The following is a 15,274-nucleotide window of genomic DNA, read 5'->3' on the forward strand; positions in this document are numbered from 1 at the left end:
CTACAAAACTTGTCCTCAAGTTATCTCTAAAAATCTTAAATTATACCCTTTGTCAACAGAACCTAGAAACAAGGCAAAACTGGTTACCAAATAATCTTTACTGCCCCGTTCTGTCCAAATTTTGCTTTCTTCTTTATGAAAAGGCGTTTTATTCGCTTGATGGCTATCGATGCTGCCCATCTTGTCCCCTATTCAGGATTTGATACCGTTTGGTAACCGGTTCGTTTTTAAGAATGGGCAAAATAGAATTATCTGGATAGGGCGCAAATTGTAATATTAAATAGATTTTGATTTAATTTTTTGACATGAAAATTATGGCTGACAGATAAAAAATAATAATTTCAAATCAAAATCAGCCATATATTTTTATTCTAAGCCCCTATGAAGAGGCTTTTTATTCTATTTTTTAAGCAAATTGAGCAACGTATGGCCAATCTTTGATGGATCAGGCGTCATCGCAATACCAGCCGATTCCATGGCTTCTATTTTAGCAGCCGCACTGCCGGAATGACCGGAAACAATAGCCCCAGCATGTCCCATATGCCGCCCCGGAGGCGCAGAAACACCGGCAATAAATCCAGCTACTGGTTTTTTGCGGCCTTTTCTGGCCTGCTCTTTCAAAAATTCGGCGGCATTCTCTTCATCCGAACCACCGATTTCACCAATCATGATAATGGATTCAGTTGCATCATCATCAAGGAACATGTCGAGAATATCGATGAAATTGGTGCCATTAACCGGATCACCACCGATTCCGACAGCCGTTGACTGTCCCAGACCCAACTGGCTGGTTTGGAAAACGGCTTCATAGGTCAAGGTGCCAGAACGACTAACGATACCGACAGAACCTTTTTTGAAAATCGCACCCGGCATGATGCCGATACGGGCGGAATCGGGGGTTAATAATCCCGGACTATTCGGGCCAATTAAACGCGATTTGGAACCGGTCAAAGCCCGTTTTACCCGCACCATATCCAAAATTGGAATACCTTCGGTGACCGTTACAATCAGCGGAATTTCCGCATCAATAGCTTCAAGAATAGCATCCCCTGCAAAAGCAGGCGGTACAAAAATCATGGAAGCATCGGCACCGGTTTTTTGTTTTGCCTCGGCTACCGAATTGAAAATCGGCAGATCAAGATGGGTTTGCCCCCCTTTGCCTGGGGTCACACCACCGACCATTTTTGTGCCATAGGCCAAAGATTGGGCTGTATGATGGCTGCCTTGTTGGCCAGTGATGCCCTGCGTAATCACTTTGGTTGTCGCATTGGCAAGAATGGACATCTGTTTTTTCTCCTGACCCGTAAAGGTCTGCGGTCTGCGCACAGACCTCGTGTTAATATTTTATATAATAGAGAATTAGGGATTAGTTTTCTGAATAATTAGCTTATACTAGAATGAAAAGCGATTTTCAGAATTGAAAAGACCGCGATCGCTGCAAAAATTATCATGTAAAAATAGGCGGCTATCTGGAAATACAGCCCTGCTTTTGGAAAACGCTCCTCTGAAAACAGCTTATCCACAAAAGAGCAGGCATAGCCATAGGTCGATATGGCCAGAAAAATCATCGGCAAGGCGACTATGGTCTGGGCTACCCAACGTCTAATGACATTAAAATCATAGACCGGTAATTCCAGAAAAGAGACGATCAACCAAACATATAAAAGAAGATTAGCCGCCGCCGTGAGTTTTTTATAAAAATCGGTTCGATGGCTATCACGATAACGGTGATTTCCAGATAGCGGGCTGTCACTGTAAGAATTCATCATTATGCCCCGAGAAAAATAATGCCCCAAACCAGCAAGGTTAGAATAAGAGCGACCATATTTGTGGCAGAGTAAAAAAAGTAATTTTTATAAAGGGAAGGGCGTTGCAGCCGTTTAAGGGTATTAAGCCTTATTACAGACATCACATGATAGAAAAAACACCATGTGAGCATGACCCCTATAATACGGCTGATAATATTAACGGAAAAGGCAAAGCTGTTCTTATCAGGGCTATGAATAATATAATGCCAGAAGAGCGCATAATTTTCTGGACTGGTTGATACCGCTAATAACCATAGGGTAAAAAGCGGAAAACCAATAAAAGCAATTGCCAGTGCCGTTAAGCGATGCAACAAAGTCGCCGTTCTTTGAAAGTCGGGCGATGCTGTCTTGCGAGAAGAGGAAGAAGAAGCCGTCGACCGAGCCACAAGAAATACTCCGATTAAACAGGGGAAATATCAAAAAATATCTTTTAGCTGATAGATGATATCAAGCAAATGATGAACTGTTTAAATTTTTAAAACACGAAATAGAAAAAGGATGGATTGGGCGCCATGGGTAATAGAAAACAAGGGAATGGAGATATGATAACAGGATTCCCTTTTAACGCCCCTTGTAACGGTAGCTGGAAACTGACTTTACCTTGCAGCAAAGACGAAGCGCAGGCGGTTGCTGATGGTGAAATTGGGGCTTTTGCCCTGCTGGATGAGCCGCCTGTTATTATGGTGACTGAACCTGATCCAGAACGCCCCGAAGAATGGCGTTTGGATGTCTATTTTGACCATGAACCAAAGGCTGAAGAAATTAAGTCTATACGGGCTTTGGCTCCGACTTCGGCCTTAGAAAAAGAAATTATAGAACATATCGAAGAAGAAGACTGGGTTGTTTTGTCCCAATCCGGACTGGAACCGGTTCGCGCCGGACGCTTTCTGGTCTGCACGCCCAGCAATGCGGTTGCGCCTGAAGAAGGCAAAAAGATGTTTGTTATTGATGCCGGACGGGCATTTGGTACCGGACATCATGAAACAACAACTGGATGTTTGACGATGCTTGACCGGATGAAGAAGGCCGGTCAAAATTTTCATAATGTCGCCGATATCGGCACCGGCACGGGTTTATTGGCCTTTGCCGCCCGCCATTTATGGCATTCCGCGCGCGTAATCGCTTCAGATATTGATCCGGTCGCTGTAGAAGTCGCCAAAGAAAACGCAGTCGTTAACCATGTGCCTTTGGGCATGGGATGTCGGCAGGTTGAAATGGTTGTGGCTGCCGGTATGGATAATCGCCAATTAAAACGGCGTGCGCCCTATGATTTGTTGATTGCCAATATCTTGGCAGGGCCCTTGATTGAATTGGCACCGTCCTTTGTCCCAGCTTTACAGAAAGGTGGCTCTCTGATTCTTGCCGGGCTCGTTGCAGAGCAAGAGCAAGCCGTCTGTCGAGCCTATAAAAATTTGGGTATGCGTTTGGCTGATCGGGTTGTTTTGGGTGATTGGCCAACACTTCGCCTAGTGAAACGGCCAAGATTCTAAAAAAATTGAGCTTTTCTGATAAAAAATGCAAAAAAAGTAAAAAATAGACTGGACGGAAGGCGTTACTTGTGGCATCCGCGTTGACCTTAGCTGGTTATACAGCGAAACGCTTCAAGTAGCGCTTTTGTGCGGGTGTGGCGGAATTGGTAGACGCGACGGACTCAAAATCCGTTTCTAGCGATAGAGTGTCGGTTCGAGTCCGACCACCCGTACCAAACACGTCGAGTTTATTTCTTTCCTTTAAAATTAAATAGATAGCTAAATACCCTAGCTATCCTGCGATCTGCTCCATATTTCCCTTATCTATATTCTTGTTTTGGTAGAGTTTTCTCTTCCTTCTTTAAAACTTTTTTCCAGAGTTTTAGACCCGCTAACCGCCAAAGCGACATCTATAAATTCGCATCCTAATGAGAATATTAAAGACTTTGTAACAAAATTATCCCGTATCTTTTTTAGAATGATCTAATCTTGACAAAAGTCAGGTAACAGAGCAGGGATGTCCATGTTTCAAAATGTTTCTAATGCCGAAATGATTTTGATTTTATCCGGCTTTTAGAATGTCCCAAATATGAGGCATTTTTCCAGCTGTTTTTGTCTAAGAAAGCCGATTGAAAGGCTGCCTTGGCTCCCCATAGATTCGGGAGAGATAGAATGATCAATAACGGCTTTTTTATTGCATATTCAATAATGCAATCTTTTTATTATTACCCTTTTCTTGATCCAATCCGATAAAATTTACCTCATTTTTTATTAATTTATCGTAAATTCATATTTTTTCTAAAATATGAATGATTTTATATTTATCGTATTGAGTAAAATTAAGTTATTTTTCTATAATATAGATAAGGTATGCTTATTTTATTCTATCATGGATGATGAGGTCTATTATGGTCTTTCTTCCTCATAATAGCATAGAGCCGCGTGCAAATCCGGCCTTTTCCCGTGTCCCAATATTGCCGAATATTTATGACTTGGTCGCGTTTACCTTGCTCGGCGGGGCTATTGCGCTTGTTGTCCATGGCACTTCTGATATGAGCGGCTCTTTAGCACTCTTGGAAAAACAGCCCATTTCTTTAGGGATTGGTCATTTGCCAGAATATGCGTTGCGGACAACCCTGCGCATGTTTGCCGGTATTTTAATATCCTTGGTTTTTACCTTTGTGGTTGCCACTTTCGCGGCTAAAAATCGCAGGGCAGGGCAAATTATTGTTCCGGCAATGGATATTTTGCAATCAGTGCCAGTTCTGGGCTTTCTGACCTTTACCGTGACGTTTTTCCTTCGGCTATTCCCAGGGCAAGAAATCGGTGCTGAATGTGCATCTATCTTTGCTATTTTTACAAGCCAAGTCTGGAATATGGCTTTTTCATTCTATCAGTCACTGACCAGTATTCCGACTGATCTTGATGAGGTATGCCGTAGTTTTAAACTATCTGCATGGCAGCGTTTTTGGCGATTAGAAGCGCCTTTTGCCGCCCCCGGTTTGATTTGGAATACGATGATGTCAATGTCGGGGGGATGGTTTTTTGTTGTCGCTTCCGAAGCCATCACCGTTGGGAATACGGATATTCGTTTACCGGGCATCGGGTCATATCTGGCGTTAGCGATCGATGAGAAAAACTTCTCCGCCATTGCCGCCGCTGTTTTGGCAATGGTCGTTATCATTCTTCTTTATAACCAGCTCTTATTTCGACCTATTTTGGCTTGGGCTGAAAAATTCAAAGTTGAACAATCAACGAGCAAAGAAAAAGTCAATTCATGGGTCTATGACATTATTCGCCATACGCGTCTGATAAAGCGTTTATCAACTCCCTTTCTATGGATTGGCCAGCAATTGATGATGATCCGGTTTTCCTCGGCTGAAAATCAGGTCAATCCGGCTAATTCCGATACGCATAGTAAAATAGGGGATTATGTTTGGGGTTTTTGTGTCTTGTCCGCCATCCTTTGGGGTGGTTGGGTTACATTTGATTATTTACGTCAGGCACTTTCTTGGCAGGATGTCTGGATATCTTTTAGCTGCGGCTTGATGACTTTACTGCGCGTAGCCGTATTAATTATGCTCGCCAGCCTGCTTTGGGTGCCAGTTGGCATCTGGATTGGACTCCGTCCATCCTTGGCACAGCATATCCAGCCCATTGCCCAATTTTTAGCGGCCTTTCCTGCCAATGTCCTATTTCCCTTTGTCGTCATTGCGATTGTTGTCACAGGTGCCAATCCCAATATTTGGCTTTCACCTTTGATGATTCTCGGCACGCAATGGTATATTCTGTTTAACGTTATTGCCGGAGCCGCTTCTTTCCCGACAGATTTAAAGGAAGCTGTCGCCGTCTATCAAATACGGTCGTGGACATGGTGGCGTCGGGTCATGTTACCGGGTATTTTCCCTTATTATATTACGGGCGCTTTAACCGCGACTGGCGGTTCTTGGAATGCCAGCATTGTTGCCGAGGTCGCTAGTTGGGGCAACACTCAACTCGAAGCCTATGGCCTTGGTGCTTATATTGCTAACGCGACAACCGCAGGCGATGTCCGACGGGTTGTCCTTGGCATTGTTGTCATGGCCTTTTTCGTTACCTTTTTTAACCGGATCCTTTGGCGGCCGCTTTATGCCTTTGCCGAGCGTCGTATCCGTTTCAATTAAAAGCCTTTCCTGATGGGAGCTTGGTTATGGATAATTCTGTCCTTGTTAAAAATCCGCCACTCGTTTCAGTGCAAGATGTCTGTCAGAGCTATGACAATGGAACATCTGGCCAAATCACTGTGCTGGATAACATCAATATGGAACTCCGTCGGGGTGAAATCGTCGGGTTATTGGGGCGTTCTGGATCTGGGAAATCAACCCTTTTGCGGGCTATTGCGGGGCTTATTCAGCCGACGAAAGGCACGGTTACTTTTGAAGGTAAACTGATTTCAGGAACATCTTCCGATGTCGCTGTGGTCTTTCAGAATTTTGCGCTTTTTCCTTGGCTAACGGTTCTTGAAAATGTTGAAATCGGTCTGGAGGCGAGGGGTATCAAACCGGCAGAGCGGCGGCGGCAAGCCTTGTCCGCTATCGATCTGATTGGCCTTGATGGTTACGAGAGTGCTTATCCTAAAGAATTGTCTGGAGGTATGCGCCAGCGGGTTGGATTGGCACGCGCTCTTGTCGTTCATCCTAAACTTTTATTGATGGATGAACCTTTTTCTGCCTTGGACGTGCTGACTTCCGAAACGTTACGGAATGATTTACTTGATCTTTGGTCAGAAGGCCGAATGCCAATAGAAGCCATTCTGATGGTGACGCATAATATCGAAGATGCGGTATTGATGTGTGACCATATTTTGATTTTTGGATCAAATCCGGGGCATATCATTGGAGAAATCCATGTTGATTTACCTCAGCCCAGAAATCGGCTTGATCCTGCTTTCAGAGAGATTTTAGAAGAAATTTATTCTCTGATGACCTCAAAAACGGATGGCACCGCTACGCTTCCTTCCGAACCTTTTGTCGGCAATGGTATCGCTATTGTCTTGCCCAAGGTCTCGGTTAACGAATTGGCTGGTTTGATCGAAACGATTGCCGCACCTCCCTATAACGGCAAGGCTGACCTTCCCCCTCTTGCAGCCAGTCTGCGCCTTGAAATTGACGATTTATTTCCGGTTGGTGAAACGCTGCAATTATTGCGTTTTGTCGAGATGGAAAAAGGCGATATCCGTCTTACGCCTTTGGGACAGCGTTTTGTCGAAAGCGAGCTTGACGATCGTAAGCATCTCTTTTCGCAACAGCTTTCCGTCTATGTGCCATTGGCGGCTCATATTCGTTGTATCTTGGATGAAAGGCCTAGCCACAAAGCCTCGGCACAACGTTTCCGTGAGGAGCTTCAGGATTACATGTCAGAAGAGGCTGCCAATGATACGATCAAGGCAGTTACTAGTATGGCACGCTATGCTGAATATTTCGCCTATGATGAAGAATCCGATCTATTTACCTTGGATAATCCAAGCTAAGCCACTTTTTCTTTGAGGGTAGAGGGCAGGTATCATTCTACCGGACAGGATAGATAACTGTCCTTACCCCAGCCGTTTTTTCTGTAACAAGCCAAACCGATGTAACGGTCATTTATTTCTATTTTATCAGAATTATGATCGGGATGTCTTAACCACCCGATTGAAAAAGAGACCGTATTTTATGGCTTTCAAGCTATTTATTTATGAGCATTGCCCCTTCTGTGTCAAAGCGCGCATGATTTTTGGCCTGAAAAACATTGATTTCGAAAAAATAGTCTTATTGAATGACAATGAAACTGATCCTATACGGATGATTGGCAAAAAAATGTTGCCGATTTTAGAAGACGATGGCCGCTTTATCGCCGAAAGTATGGATATTGTGGCTCATATTGACCATTTAGGCACGCCTATTGTTACCGGAAGAAATTCATCCAAGATTGCAAACTGGCTGGAACGGGTGACGCCTCTATTCTCTTCTTTGATTATTCCGAGAATAGCCTGCGCGCCTTTTGAGGATTTTGCGACCACTGCCGCGCGCGCTTATTTCATTTCCAAGAAAGAAGCCCAGACAGGGCTTTTTAGCCGTTGGCTAGGGGAAAGTGAATCCTTACGCGAAGAAATGAATCTGTTGCTAGGCTCAGGACTCATTCTTTGAGATAGAAGATGAAACTTGCTGCGATATGGATTGCTGACATGAATATGTGAGCGCACCGGTCGTATCGTGTTGCGACACGCCGCCAGTCTTTGAGCTTTGCGAACATATTTTCGATGAGGTGACGCTTTTTATACAGATGCCAGTCGTAAGGCGGCTTTGATTTCCGGTTCTTCTTCGGCGGAATACAGGCGGTGATATTCCGGTCTGCGAGAGACTGTCTGATTTTATTACTGTCGTATCCCCGGTCCCCGAGAATTTCTTGTGTTTCTTCCGGCAGATTTGCCAGCAGAACATCCGCGCCTTTGAAGTCACTGACCTGACCTGCGGTCAGATGCAGCCGGACAGGGCGGCCCTGACTATCGCATACAGCGTGAAGCTTTGAGTTCAGTCCGCCTTTCGTGCGTCCGATATGGCGGGGAAAAGCCCCTTTTTGAGCAGGGAGGCCGCTGTCCGGTGTGCTTTCAGATGTGTTGCATCGATCATCAGACGCTTCGAACGGCCTGCCTGCTCCGTCAGGGCGACGAAGATCCGGTCAAAGACACCCAGGCGGCTCCACCGGATAAACCGGTTGTATAAAGTCTTGTGCGGGCCATACGCTTTCGGGGCGTCTTTCCACTGAAGGCCGTTGCGGATCACGTAAACGATCCCGCTCAGGACACGACGGTCATCGACACGCGGCACACCATGCGCCAGTGGAAAAAACGGCTTAATCCGTTCCATCTGGTGCTCAGACAGCAAAAACACGTCACTTACAGCTTCACCTCCATCGGTAAACCTGTGAATCACAACAGCCCGCTCAACTCAAGAAATTAACAGGTCCTGAGCCTAGAAGAATTGGCACCCTTAATTGATGAGTCCAATGCGGTTAATGGGGAATTATCTACCGATGATTTCCATCTCTTCGCTTTTCTGCGCAGTCTGTCGATAGTCAAAAATGTCTATTATCCAGTCGAGGTTGCCACCTATCTTCAGGCGATGTCAAAAGCATCAAAAATTGGTCTTCTCGATCAATTTGCAGTGTAGATTTAATGGCAATAACTAAAAAACAACAAATCTTTTGTTATTTTATGAATCTTTACAAGGAGACAAACTGCGAAAGTAATTTTTTGATGCCGACATCCTTATCGTGAAATTCGACCGTTACCTTGTCCCCATCCACTTCATTGACGACACCCTGACCAAATTTAGCATGTTTTACCGTGTCGCCAATCTTATATTGAGGGCTGTCCTTCTTCTTTAATGGATGGCTAACCGCAGGAGAGGGCGAAGCGGCCGCTTTTTGCGCCCTTTGCCAACCTGCACCCCGACGACTAGCTAATTGCCATGGCGGCGTAATAGCTTCTTTTGCAGAATTATAAGCCGGATTTTTGGATCTATCTTCTGCCCATATGTCACGCCATATAGGGGCCTTTTTTCGAAGAAGTGATTTCTCATCTATATGGTCGTCTGGTAACTCGCTGATAAAACGCGAAGGTGTCGAAGCTATCCACTGACCATAAACTCTGCGATTGGCCGCGTGAAAAATGGTGCAGCATTTCTTGGCACGGGTAATACCGACATAGGCCAAGCGTCTTTCTTCTTCCAGACTGTTGAGGCCACCTTCATCTAATGACCGCTGCGATGGAAAAACGCCTTCTTCCCACCCGGGTAAAAAGACATGGTCAAATTCCAAGCCTTTGGCGGCATGCATCGTCATAAGGGTGATTTTATCATCTATCGGATCGTTTTCATGATCCATGACCAAGCTGACATGCTCAAGAAAGCTGCCAAGGTCATCATATTCTTCCATTGCACGCGCTAATTCGGTCAGATTTTCCAACCGCCCCGCAGATTGGACATCATTCACGGCGCGAAGCATCGCCTTATAGCCGGATTCATCCAACATTTTTCGGGTAACATCCGCATGGCTGACGACGGACAGGCTTTTTCGCCATTCAGAAAAATCGTTCATTAACTGGCCAAGCGACTGGGTTATTTTGCTTCCCAGTGTTTTTTCTGAAACCAGTTTTTCAGCAGCCTCGGCTAAGGGAATGCGATCGAGAAAAGCCGCTTGATAAAGCTTTTCCATCGCCTTTTTGCCAATACCGCGTTTCGGCACATTAACAATACGTTCAAAGGCAAGATCGTCTGTCGGTTGGGCAATAACTCGAAGATAGGCCAAGGCATCCCTTATTTCCGCTCTTTCATAAAAACGGAAGCCACCGATAATACGATAGGGGAGGTTCTTTGCTATAAAAATATCTTCAAATTCGCGGCTTTGAAATTGGGCGCGAATAAGAATTGCCATCTTGTTCAGGGGAATATTGGCACGCCTCAGATTTTGGACATCGGCAACAAGTTGCCTTGCCTCTTCTGCGCCATCCCAAACGCCTATAATTTTGACTTTTTCGCCCTGATCCCTTTCCGTCCACAAGGTTTTCCCAAGGCGAGCATTATTATGGGTAATCAGCCCTGATGCCGCACCGAGAATCTGCGGTGTTGATCGATAATTATGTTCCAGACGGATAATCTTTGCGCCCGGAAAATCTTCCTCAAAACGAAGAATATTGGCGACTTCAGCACCCCGCCAGCTATAGATAGACTGGTCATCATCGCCAACACAGCAAATATTCCGGTTTTTCTGGGCTAATAACCTTAACCACAAATATTGTGCCTGATTGGTATCCTGATATTCATCTACCATGATATAGCGGAAACGATCATGATAGCTGTCCAGAACCTCTCGATGCTGGGTCAAAATAACCAGCATATGCAAAAGCAGATCGCCAAAATCGCAGGCATTCAGGCTTAACAGTCTTTTTTGATAGGCCAGATAAAGCGCCGCACCTTGACCATCAGCAAAGCTATCTTCTTCTTTCCCTGCAATTTTATCGGGTGTTAAACCCCGATTTTTCCAACGGTCAATAATGCCTGCCAATTGTTTGGCTGGCCATTGTTTTTCATCAATGCCTTGCCCTTGGATAAGCTGTTTCAAAAGCCGAATTTGATCGTCAGTATCAAGAATAATAAAATCGGATTTTAACCCGACTAATTCGGCATGACGGCGCAGCATTTTCGCTGCGATGGAATGAAATGTGCCCAACCAAGGCATGTTTTCTGCCTGACTGCCCAGCAAATCACCTACCCGCATTTGCATTTCGCGGGCCGCCTTATTGGTAAAGGTCACCGCCAAGATTTGCGAAGGCCATGCTTTCAGGGTTTCGACCAAATAAGCCAGCCTTGCTGTTAAAGCGGCCGTTTTACCCGTTCCTGCCCCTGCCAGAACCAAAAGGGCGCCTTCTGTCGTCCTGACAACCTCTTTCTGTTCAGGATTGAGGCGTGCCAGATAATCAGGTTCTGGTGGGGTTTCGGCTGAAAAAGATGAATACAAGGAGTCAGTCACTTCGTTAAATTACGCCTAGAAAACTTTATCAGCAAGGGATGAGGCAAAGGAATTCCATAGGAATTAAGATTCCGCTACTCTCCGAAGTAAGGTGACACGGGATTTGCCATATGTCCTTTCGGCTTCAACCACCCAACCTCCGGCAGAGGTTGTCTCTTGCTTGGCTGTTTCAATACTTGCCCATGCGGAGGGTGATGCCCAGCCCAGACGGGTCAGTTTTTCTAATAAAGCACCCGCTCCACCACTGTTATAGGGGGGATCAAAAAGCAAAAGATCAAAAGGCTGCGAAATCGGCGCGAGGGAAGAAACAGGCTGCGCCATTAAACGGGTGTCCGCTTGTGCGCCCATTTTTTCTATATTGCTCTTCAATATTTTACAGGCTTCGGGGTCTTGCTCAACAAACAGGCTAAAGGCCGCCCCGCGCGACAGACTTTCTAGACCAAGCGCCCCCGTTCCGGCAAAAATATCGGCTACTCGTAGGGATTCGAGTGATCCCATACGACTTTCTAACATCGAAAACAGCGCTTCGCGGGCGCGGTCACTGGTCGGGCGGGTCGTGTCGCTATTGGGTGTTTTTAAACTGCGTCCCCGCCATTTTCCGGCAATAATTCTCATTGTGAAAAATTATCCTCTAAGACATTTCAGGCAGAGTGTTCTTAAAAGCTTTTAAGGTCGCAGGATCAACCTCTTCAACCGCCCCAACCGGTAAATCTCCGAGAAGGAAAGGGCCATAGCTGATACGGATCAAGCGCGAAACTTGTAATCCCAGATAACCCAATACACGGCGAACTTCACGATTGCGGCCTTCATGCAGCTTCATTTCGACCCAGCCATTCCGACCCGTCCGGCGTTCCAAATTGGCATCAATCGAACCATAATGAATCCCGTCGATAGTGACGCCTTCGATCAACTCTTCCAATTGATCTTGGGAAACATCACCGAAAACACGAGCGCGATAGCAACGTTCGATGTGGGTGGCCGGTAATTCCAGCATCCGCTTGAATCCGCCATCGGTTGTCAGAAGTAACAAGCCTTCTGTATTCATATCCAATCGACCGACCGGCATAACCCTTGGCAAATCTGCGGGCAGGCGATCGTAAATCGTCTTGCGTCCCTCGGGGTCGCGTTCAGTAGTCAATAAGCCGGTAGCTTTATGATATAAAAAGAGCCGCGTTTCTGTCGGTGCATTGACCGGTTTGCCGTCAACCGTGACACCGTCAAGCGAGGTCAACAAGGTGGCGGGTTTTTCAACCGTCACGCCATCAATGGCAATACGGCCTTCTTCGATCATGGCTTCAATCATGCGGCGGCTGGCAATACCTGCCCGTGATAACAATTTGGCGATACGTTGTTCGCCATGTTCACGCGGTATCCGCGCCGAAGCCGGCTCACTTGCCCCTTTTTTTCTGAAAGGGCGGGCATTCGGTGAATAAGACGGATTAACGGCAAGATTGCGATTATAGCCTTGCCTTTCAGAACGCCTGTCGTTTCTTTCTCCCGCATAACCATAATTACGCGAAGCATTTTCAGAAAAACGGTTATCAGACCTAGTATTTTGATAGCCAGCATTGCGCGAAAAACGGTCGGAACGATCGGATGGCTCACGAGAAAAGCGCGAAGGACGGTTCTCGTTATTCCGCATTTCACCTTTTCGATTTGGGAAAGGTCTTTCTCCACGTGGGGAGTCAGTGCGCGGATAGTCATTCCGTGAGAAACGATCGCCAGCTTCCTTGCGGTAACCATAAGAATTATCTGTTTTTCTATCGCCAGAATAGCGGCTTTGCGCTGGCTTTTGGTCACGGAAAGAACGCGGTCTTTCTGAAAAATCTTGTCTTTGGTTGTTCCGCTGGAAACGGTCATTTGAATCTGGGCGATTGTGACGCGAAAAACGGTCGTTTTCTTGCCGATCCTGCCGTGCTTTTAGAGGCGCTCTATCCTGACGCGATCTGTTGTCAGAATAGCCTGCGGCCTTTTTATAAGGCTTATCTTTGCGAGCAGAAGAATCAAAATGCCGAAAGGAAGTATTGTCTTCCTTCTTTTTATCAAAAGAAGGGCGTAACGTTTTTTGTGATCTATTATTTTCTGAAGTCGTTTGGGAGCGAGCCGGATTTCTAGATGACGGAGACCGGCCTTTGCCGGATTTCGGGGGGCGATTGAAAACCATAAGTCCTTATCTGGTTGAATGCTTGGCCGTAGCAAGAGGCGTGGAATACCGGAAACAGCCATAGGCGAATCACAGCTTCTGTCAAACAACCATCTATAGCCTGACCTGTCACAGGTCAGGCTATAAAAAATGAAAAATTTATTCAGCCCCTATTTTTGCAATTTCCTCTTTGCTGGGGATTTTCAGTTCACCTTCCCAATTGGCAACAACCATGCTCGCGGCAGCGTTACCAATAACATTGGTGGCAGAACGTCCCATGTCGAGGAAGTGATCCACGGCCAAAATAAGGGAAATACCGGCTTCTGGGATCTGCATAAAAGAAAGGGCAGAAGCGATAACGATCAAACTGGCGCGCGGCACACCGGCAATACCTTTTGAGGTAATCATCAACAAAAGAAGCATGATGATCTGTTGCCCCATTGGCGGATGAATATTGTAAGATTGTGCAATAAACATCGTGGCAAAGGTGCAATAAACCATGGTGCCATCAAGGTTGAATGAATAACCCAATGGTAAAACAAATCCGGCGATCCGAGGCGGCACACCAAAATTTTCCAGCGCTTCCAAAGTCGGCGGCAAGGAGGCTTCGGAAGAAGATGTCGTAAAGGCAATCAGCGCTGGCGCTTTCAACAGCGGTATAATGTTAAGCGCACCTTTCCCGACAACCAATCGCGTTGCGAGGAGGATAACACCCCAAAGAACAGCCAAACCAAGGTAAAAGCTGCCAATAAAATAACCATAGGTCAGAATAATGCCAAAACCGCGTTGAGCAATGACCGATGTCACCGCCGCAAAAACGGCAAAAGGCGCAAACCACATGACATAATTGGTCACTTTAAGCATCACATGGGACAGGCTTTCGATACCCCGCAAAATAGGTCTTGCCTTTTTACCCTGCGAACCCAGCCCCAAACCGAAAAAGACCGAAAAGATAACAATCTGTAAGATTTCGTTATGCGCCATGGCATCAACGACAGATTGCGGCACCAAATGGTTGATAAAATCTTTTAACGAAAAGACAGGGGCGGATGAGGCAACAGGATTTGCAGAAGCCGCAGGCGGCACAAAATTCAAGCCATCACCGGGTCTAAGAATATTAACAAGCAAAAGCCCCAAGGCCAGCGAGACCAAACTTGCCCCGATAAACCAGCACATGGTTCTAAGACCAATACGGCCTAATTCTTTGCCATCCCCCATATGGGCGATACCGGTAACCAATGTGGCAAAGACCAAAGGGGAAAGGATCATTTTGATCAGTTTCAAGAAAATTACCGTCAATAACGACAGATAATTTTCTACCAGATAGTCAATCCAGCTTTTGTCATGGATAGTCAAATTCATAATCGCGCCAATAATCAAGCCTGCGATCAAGGCTACGACTATCCAAAAGGTGAGCCTTTTTGCCACTCTCTTCTCCAAAAATATAATTTCAATATTTTGAATAAAATTAAATGTTTAATTTTATTTTTCAAACAGAAAAATTTTTAAATTCCACTAATTTAGAGCAATAATTTAACTTGAATACAAGATAGAAGAAATTCCCTATCGGAAATTGATATGATTGTGTTTTTTAACCAAAATATTTCCTTTAGGAAGGAAATTTTTTTATAAAACTAAAAATTATTTTTTTATTTTTGCAAATAAACAAAATTCTTTTAAAGAAGACGGCTCGATATTTTCTATTTCAAAGTCATCCCTTCCGATATGGATGTTCGTTACAATTCCGGCTAAGGCTATGCCGTAAGCAGACATAATCTGATATTTTAGCAGGAAACAAGCCATTCATA

Annotated in this window: 14 protein-coding genes and 1 tRNA gene; 6 read left to right on the plus strand and 9 right to left on the minus strand. The window is 45.4% G+C overall.

The window, feature by feature from the left end:
- Positions 1-15 precede the first annotated feature (15 nt).
- From ZMOB_RS10200 to ZMOB_RS05665, 4 genes are all read right to left on the minus strand, one after another.
- Positions 16-180: a hypothetical protein gene (locus ZMOB_RS10200; protein ID WP_158306277.1), complete on the minus strand. Its 165-nt coding sequence runs from the start codon at positions 178-180 to the stop codon at positions 16-18.
- A 219-nt stretch (positions 181-399) separates the two neighbouring features.
- Complete coding sequence (gene sucD, locus ZMOB_RS05655; protein ID WP_014500864.1) at positions 400-1,284, minus strand: succinate--CoA ligase subunit alpha; 885 nt, start codon at positions 1,282-1,284, stop codon at positions 400-402.
- Positions 1,285-1,382: 98 nt separating this feature from the next.
- On the minus strand, positions 1,383-1,769 hold the full coding sequence (locus tag ZMOB_RS05660) for a succinate dehydrogenase/fumarate reductase transmembrane subunit (RefSeq protein WP_014500865.1): 387 nt from the start codon (positions 1,767-1,769) through the stop codon (positions 1,383-1,385).
- Entirely contained in the window at positions 1,769-2,194 is a 426-nt protein-coding gene (locus ZMOB_RS05665) for a succinate dehydrogenase cytochrome b subunit (protein ID WP_011240475.1), read from the minus strand. The genes ZMOB_RS05660 and ZMOB_RS05665 overlap by 1 nt, the downstream gene beginning before the upstream one ends.
- Positions 2,195-2,320: 126 nt before the next feature.
- Here ZMOB_RS05665 and ZMOB_RS05670 point away from each other — a divergent pair, with 126 nt between their 5' ends.
- From ZMOB_RS05670 to ZMOB_RS05690, 5 genes are all read left to right on the plus strand, one after another.
- On the plus strand, positions 2,321-3,298 hold the full coding sequence (locus ZMOB_RS05670) for a 50S ribosomal protein L11 methyltransferase (protein ID WP_014500866.1): 978 nt from the start codon (positions 2,321-2,323) through the stop codon (positions 3,296-3,298).
- Positions 3,299-3,426: 128 nt separating this feature from the next.
- Positions 3,427-3,513 (plus strand) — tRNA-Leu (locus tag ZMOB_RS05675).
- 672 nt (positions 3,514-4,185) lie between these two features.
- On the plus strand, positions 4,186-5,940 hold the full coding sequence (locus ZMOB_RS05680) for an ABC transporter permease (RefSeq protein ID WP_014500867.1): 1,755 nt from the start codon (positions 4,186-4,188) through the stop codon (positions 5,938-5,940).
- Positions 5,941-5,966: 26 nt separating this feature from the next.
- Positions 5,967-7,286 (plus strand): ABC transporter ATP-binding protein, encoded by a 1,320-nt coding sequence (locus ZMOB_RS05685; RefSeq protein WP_012817251.1) that lies wholly within the window; start codon positions 5,967-5,969, stop codon positions 7,284-7,286.
- A gap of 181 nt (positions 7,287-7,467) precedes the next feature.
- Positions 7,468-7,941: a GrxB family glutaredoxin gene (locus ZMOB_RS05690; RefSeq protein WP_252507252.1), complete on the plus strand. Its 474-nt coding sequence runs from the start codon at positions 7,468-7,470 to the stop codon at positions 7,939-7,941.
- Here ZMOB_RS05690 and ZMOB_RS09870 read toward each other — a convergent pair.
- Positions 7,931-8,661, minus strand: a protein-coding gene (locus tag ZMOB_RS09870) for an IS5 family transposase (protein WP_099045774.1) whose coding sequence is annotated in 2 segments (ribosomal slippage) — positions 7,931-8,361 and positions 8,361-8,661 — 732 coding nt in all. Because the reading frame shifts where the segments join, the coding sequence is not laid out codon by codon here. The two genes, ZMOB_RS05690 and ZMOB_RS09870, sit on opposite strands and share 11 nt — an antisense overlap.
- Before the next feature lie 114 nt (positions 8,662-8,775).
- Here ZMOB_RS09870 and ZMOB_RS05700 point away from each other — a divergent pair.
- Positions 8,776-8,964: a glutathione S-transferase family protein gene (locus ZMOB_RS05700; RefSeq protein ID WP_041573381.1), complete on the plus strand. Its 189-nt coding sequence runs from the start codon at positions 8,776-8,778 to the stop codon at positions 8,962-8,964.
- A gap of 52 nt (positions 8,965-9,016) precedes the next feature.
- Here the strand turns inward: ZMOB_RS05700 and ZMOB_RS05705 are convergent, their stop codons facing one another.
- The 4 genes from ZMOB_RS05705 to ZMOB_RS05720 all read right to left on the minus strand — a co-directional run bounded on the left by ZMOB_RS05705 (position 9,017) and on the right by ZMOB_RS05720 (position 14,894).
- On the minus strand, positions 9,017-11,323 hold the full coding sequence (locus tag ZMOB_RS05705) for an ATP-dependent helicase (RefSeq protein ID WP_014500869.1): 2,307 nt from the start codon (positions 11,321-11,323) through the stop codon (positions 9,017-9,019).
- A 63-nt stretch (positions 11,324-11,386) separates the two neighbouring features.
- Entirely contained in the window at positions 11,387-11,938 is a 552-nt protein-coding gene (rsmD, locus tag ZMOB_RS05710) for a 16S rRNA (guanine(966)-N(2))-methyltransferase RsmD (protein WP_014500870.1), read from the minus strand.
- Between the two features lie 16 nt (positions 11,939-11,954).
- Positions 11,955-13,487 carry a pseudouridine synthase gene (locus ZMOB_RS05715; protein WP_014500871.1) on the minus strand — a complete coding sequence of 511 codons (1,533 nt, stop codon included), beginning with the start codon at positions 13,485-13,487 and terminating at the stop codon, positions 11,955-11,957.
- 138 nt (positions 13,488-13,625) lie between these two features.
- On the minus strand, positions 13,626-14,894 hold the full coding sequence (locus tag ZMOB_RS05720; RefSeq protein WP_011240483.1) for a dicarboxylate/amino acid:cation symporter: 1,269 nt from the start codon (positions 14,892-14,894) through the stop codon (positions 13,626-13,628).
- Positions 14,895-15,274 lie beyond the last annotated feature (380 nt).

This window comes from Zymomonas mobilis subsp. mobilis ATCC 10988, assembly GCF_000175255.2.
In the GTDB taxonomy this organism is placed as follows: Bacteria; Pseudomonadota; Alphaproteobacteria; order Sphingomonadales; family Sphingomonadaceae; genus Zymomonas; species Zymomonas mobilis.

Bases quoted from the DNA above. Each gene is read 5' to 3' on its own strand.
- rsmD (WP_014500870.1), bottom strand. From the start codon at position 11,938: ATGAGAATTATTGCCGGAAAATGGCGGGGACGCAGTTTAAAAACACCC.
- ZMOB_RS05670 (WP_014500866.1), top strand. From the start codon at position 2,321: ATGGGTAATAGAAAACAAGGGAATGGAGATATGATAACAGGATTCCCT.
- ZMOB_RS05715 (WP_014500871.1), bottom strand. From the start codon at position 13,487: ATGGTTTTCAATCGCCCCCCGAAATCCGGCAAAGGCCGGTCTCCGTCA.
- ZMOB_RS05690 (WP_252507252.1), top strand. From the start codon at position 7,468: ATGGCTTTCAAGCTATTTATTTATGAGCATTGCCCCTTCTGTGTCAAA.
- ZMOB_RS05660 (WP_014500865.1), bottom strand. From the start codon at position 1,769: ATGATGAATTCTTACAGTGACAGCCCGCTATCTGGAAATCACCGTTAT.
- ZMOB_RS10200 (WP_158306277.1), bottom strand. From the start codon at position 180: ATGGGCAGCATCGATAGCCATCAAGCGAATAAAACGCCTTTTCATAAA.
- ZMOB_RS05685 (WP_012817251.1), top strand. From the start codon at position 5,967: ATGGATAATTCTGTCCTTGTTAAAAATCCGCCACTCGTTTCAGTGCAA.
- sucD (WP_014500864.1), bottom strand. From the start codon at position 1,284: ATGTCCATTCTTGCCAATGCGACAACCAAAGTGATTACGCAGGGCATC.
- ZMOB_RS05680 (WP_014500867.1), top strand. From the start codon at position 4,186: ATGGTCTTTCTTCCTCATAATAGCATAGAGCCGCGTGCAAATCCGGCC.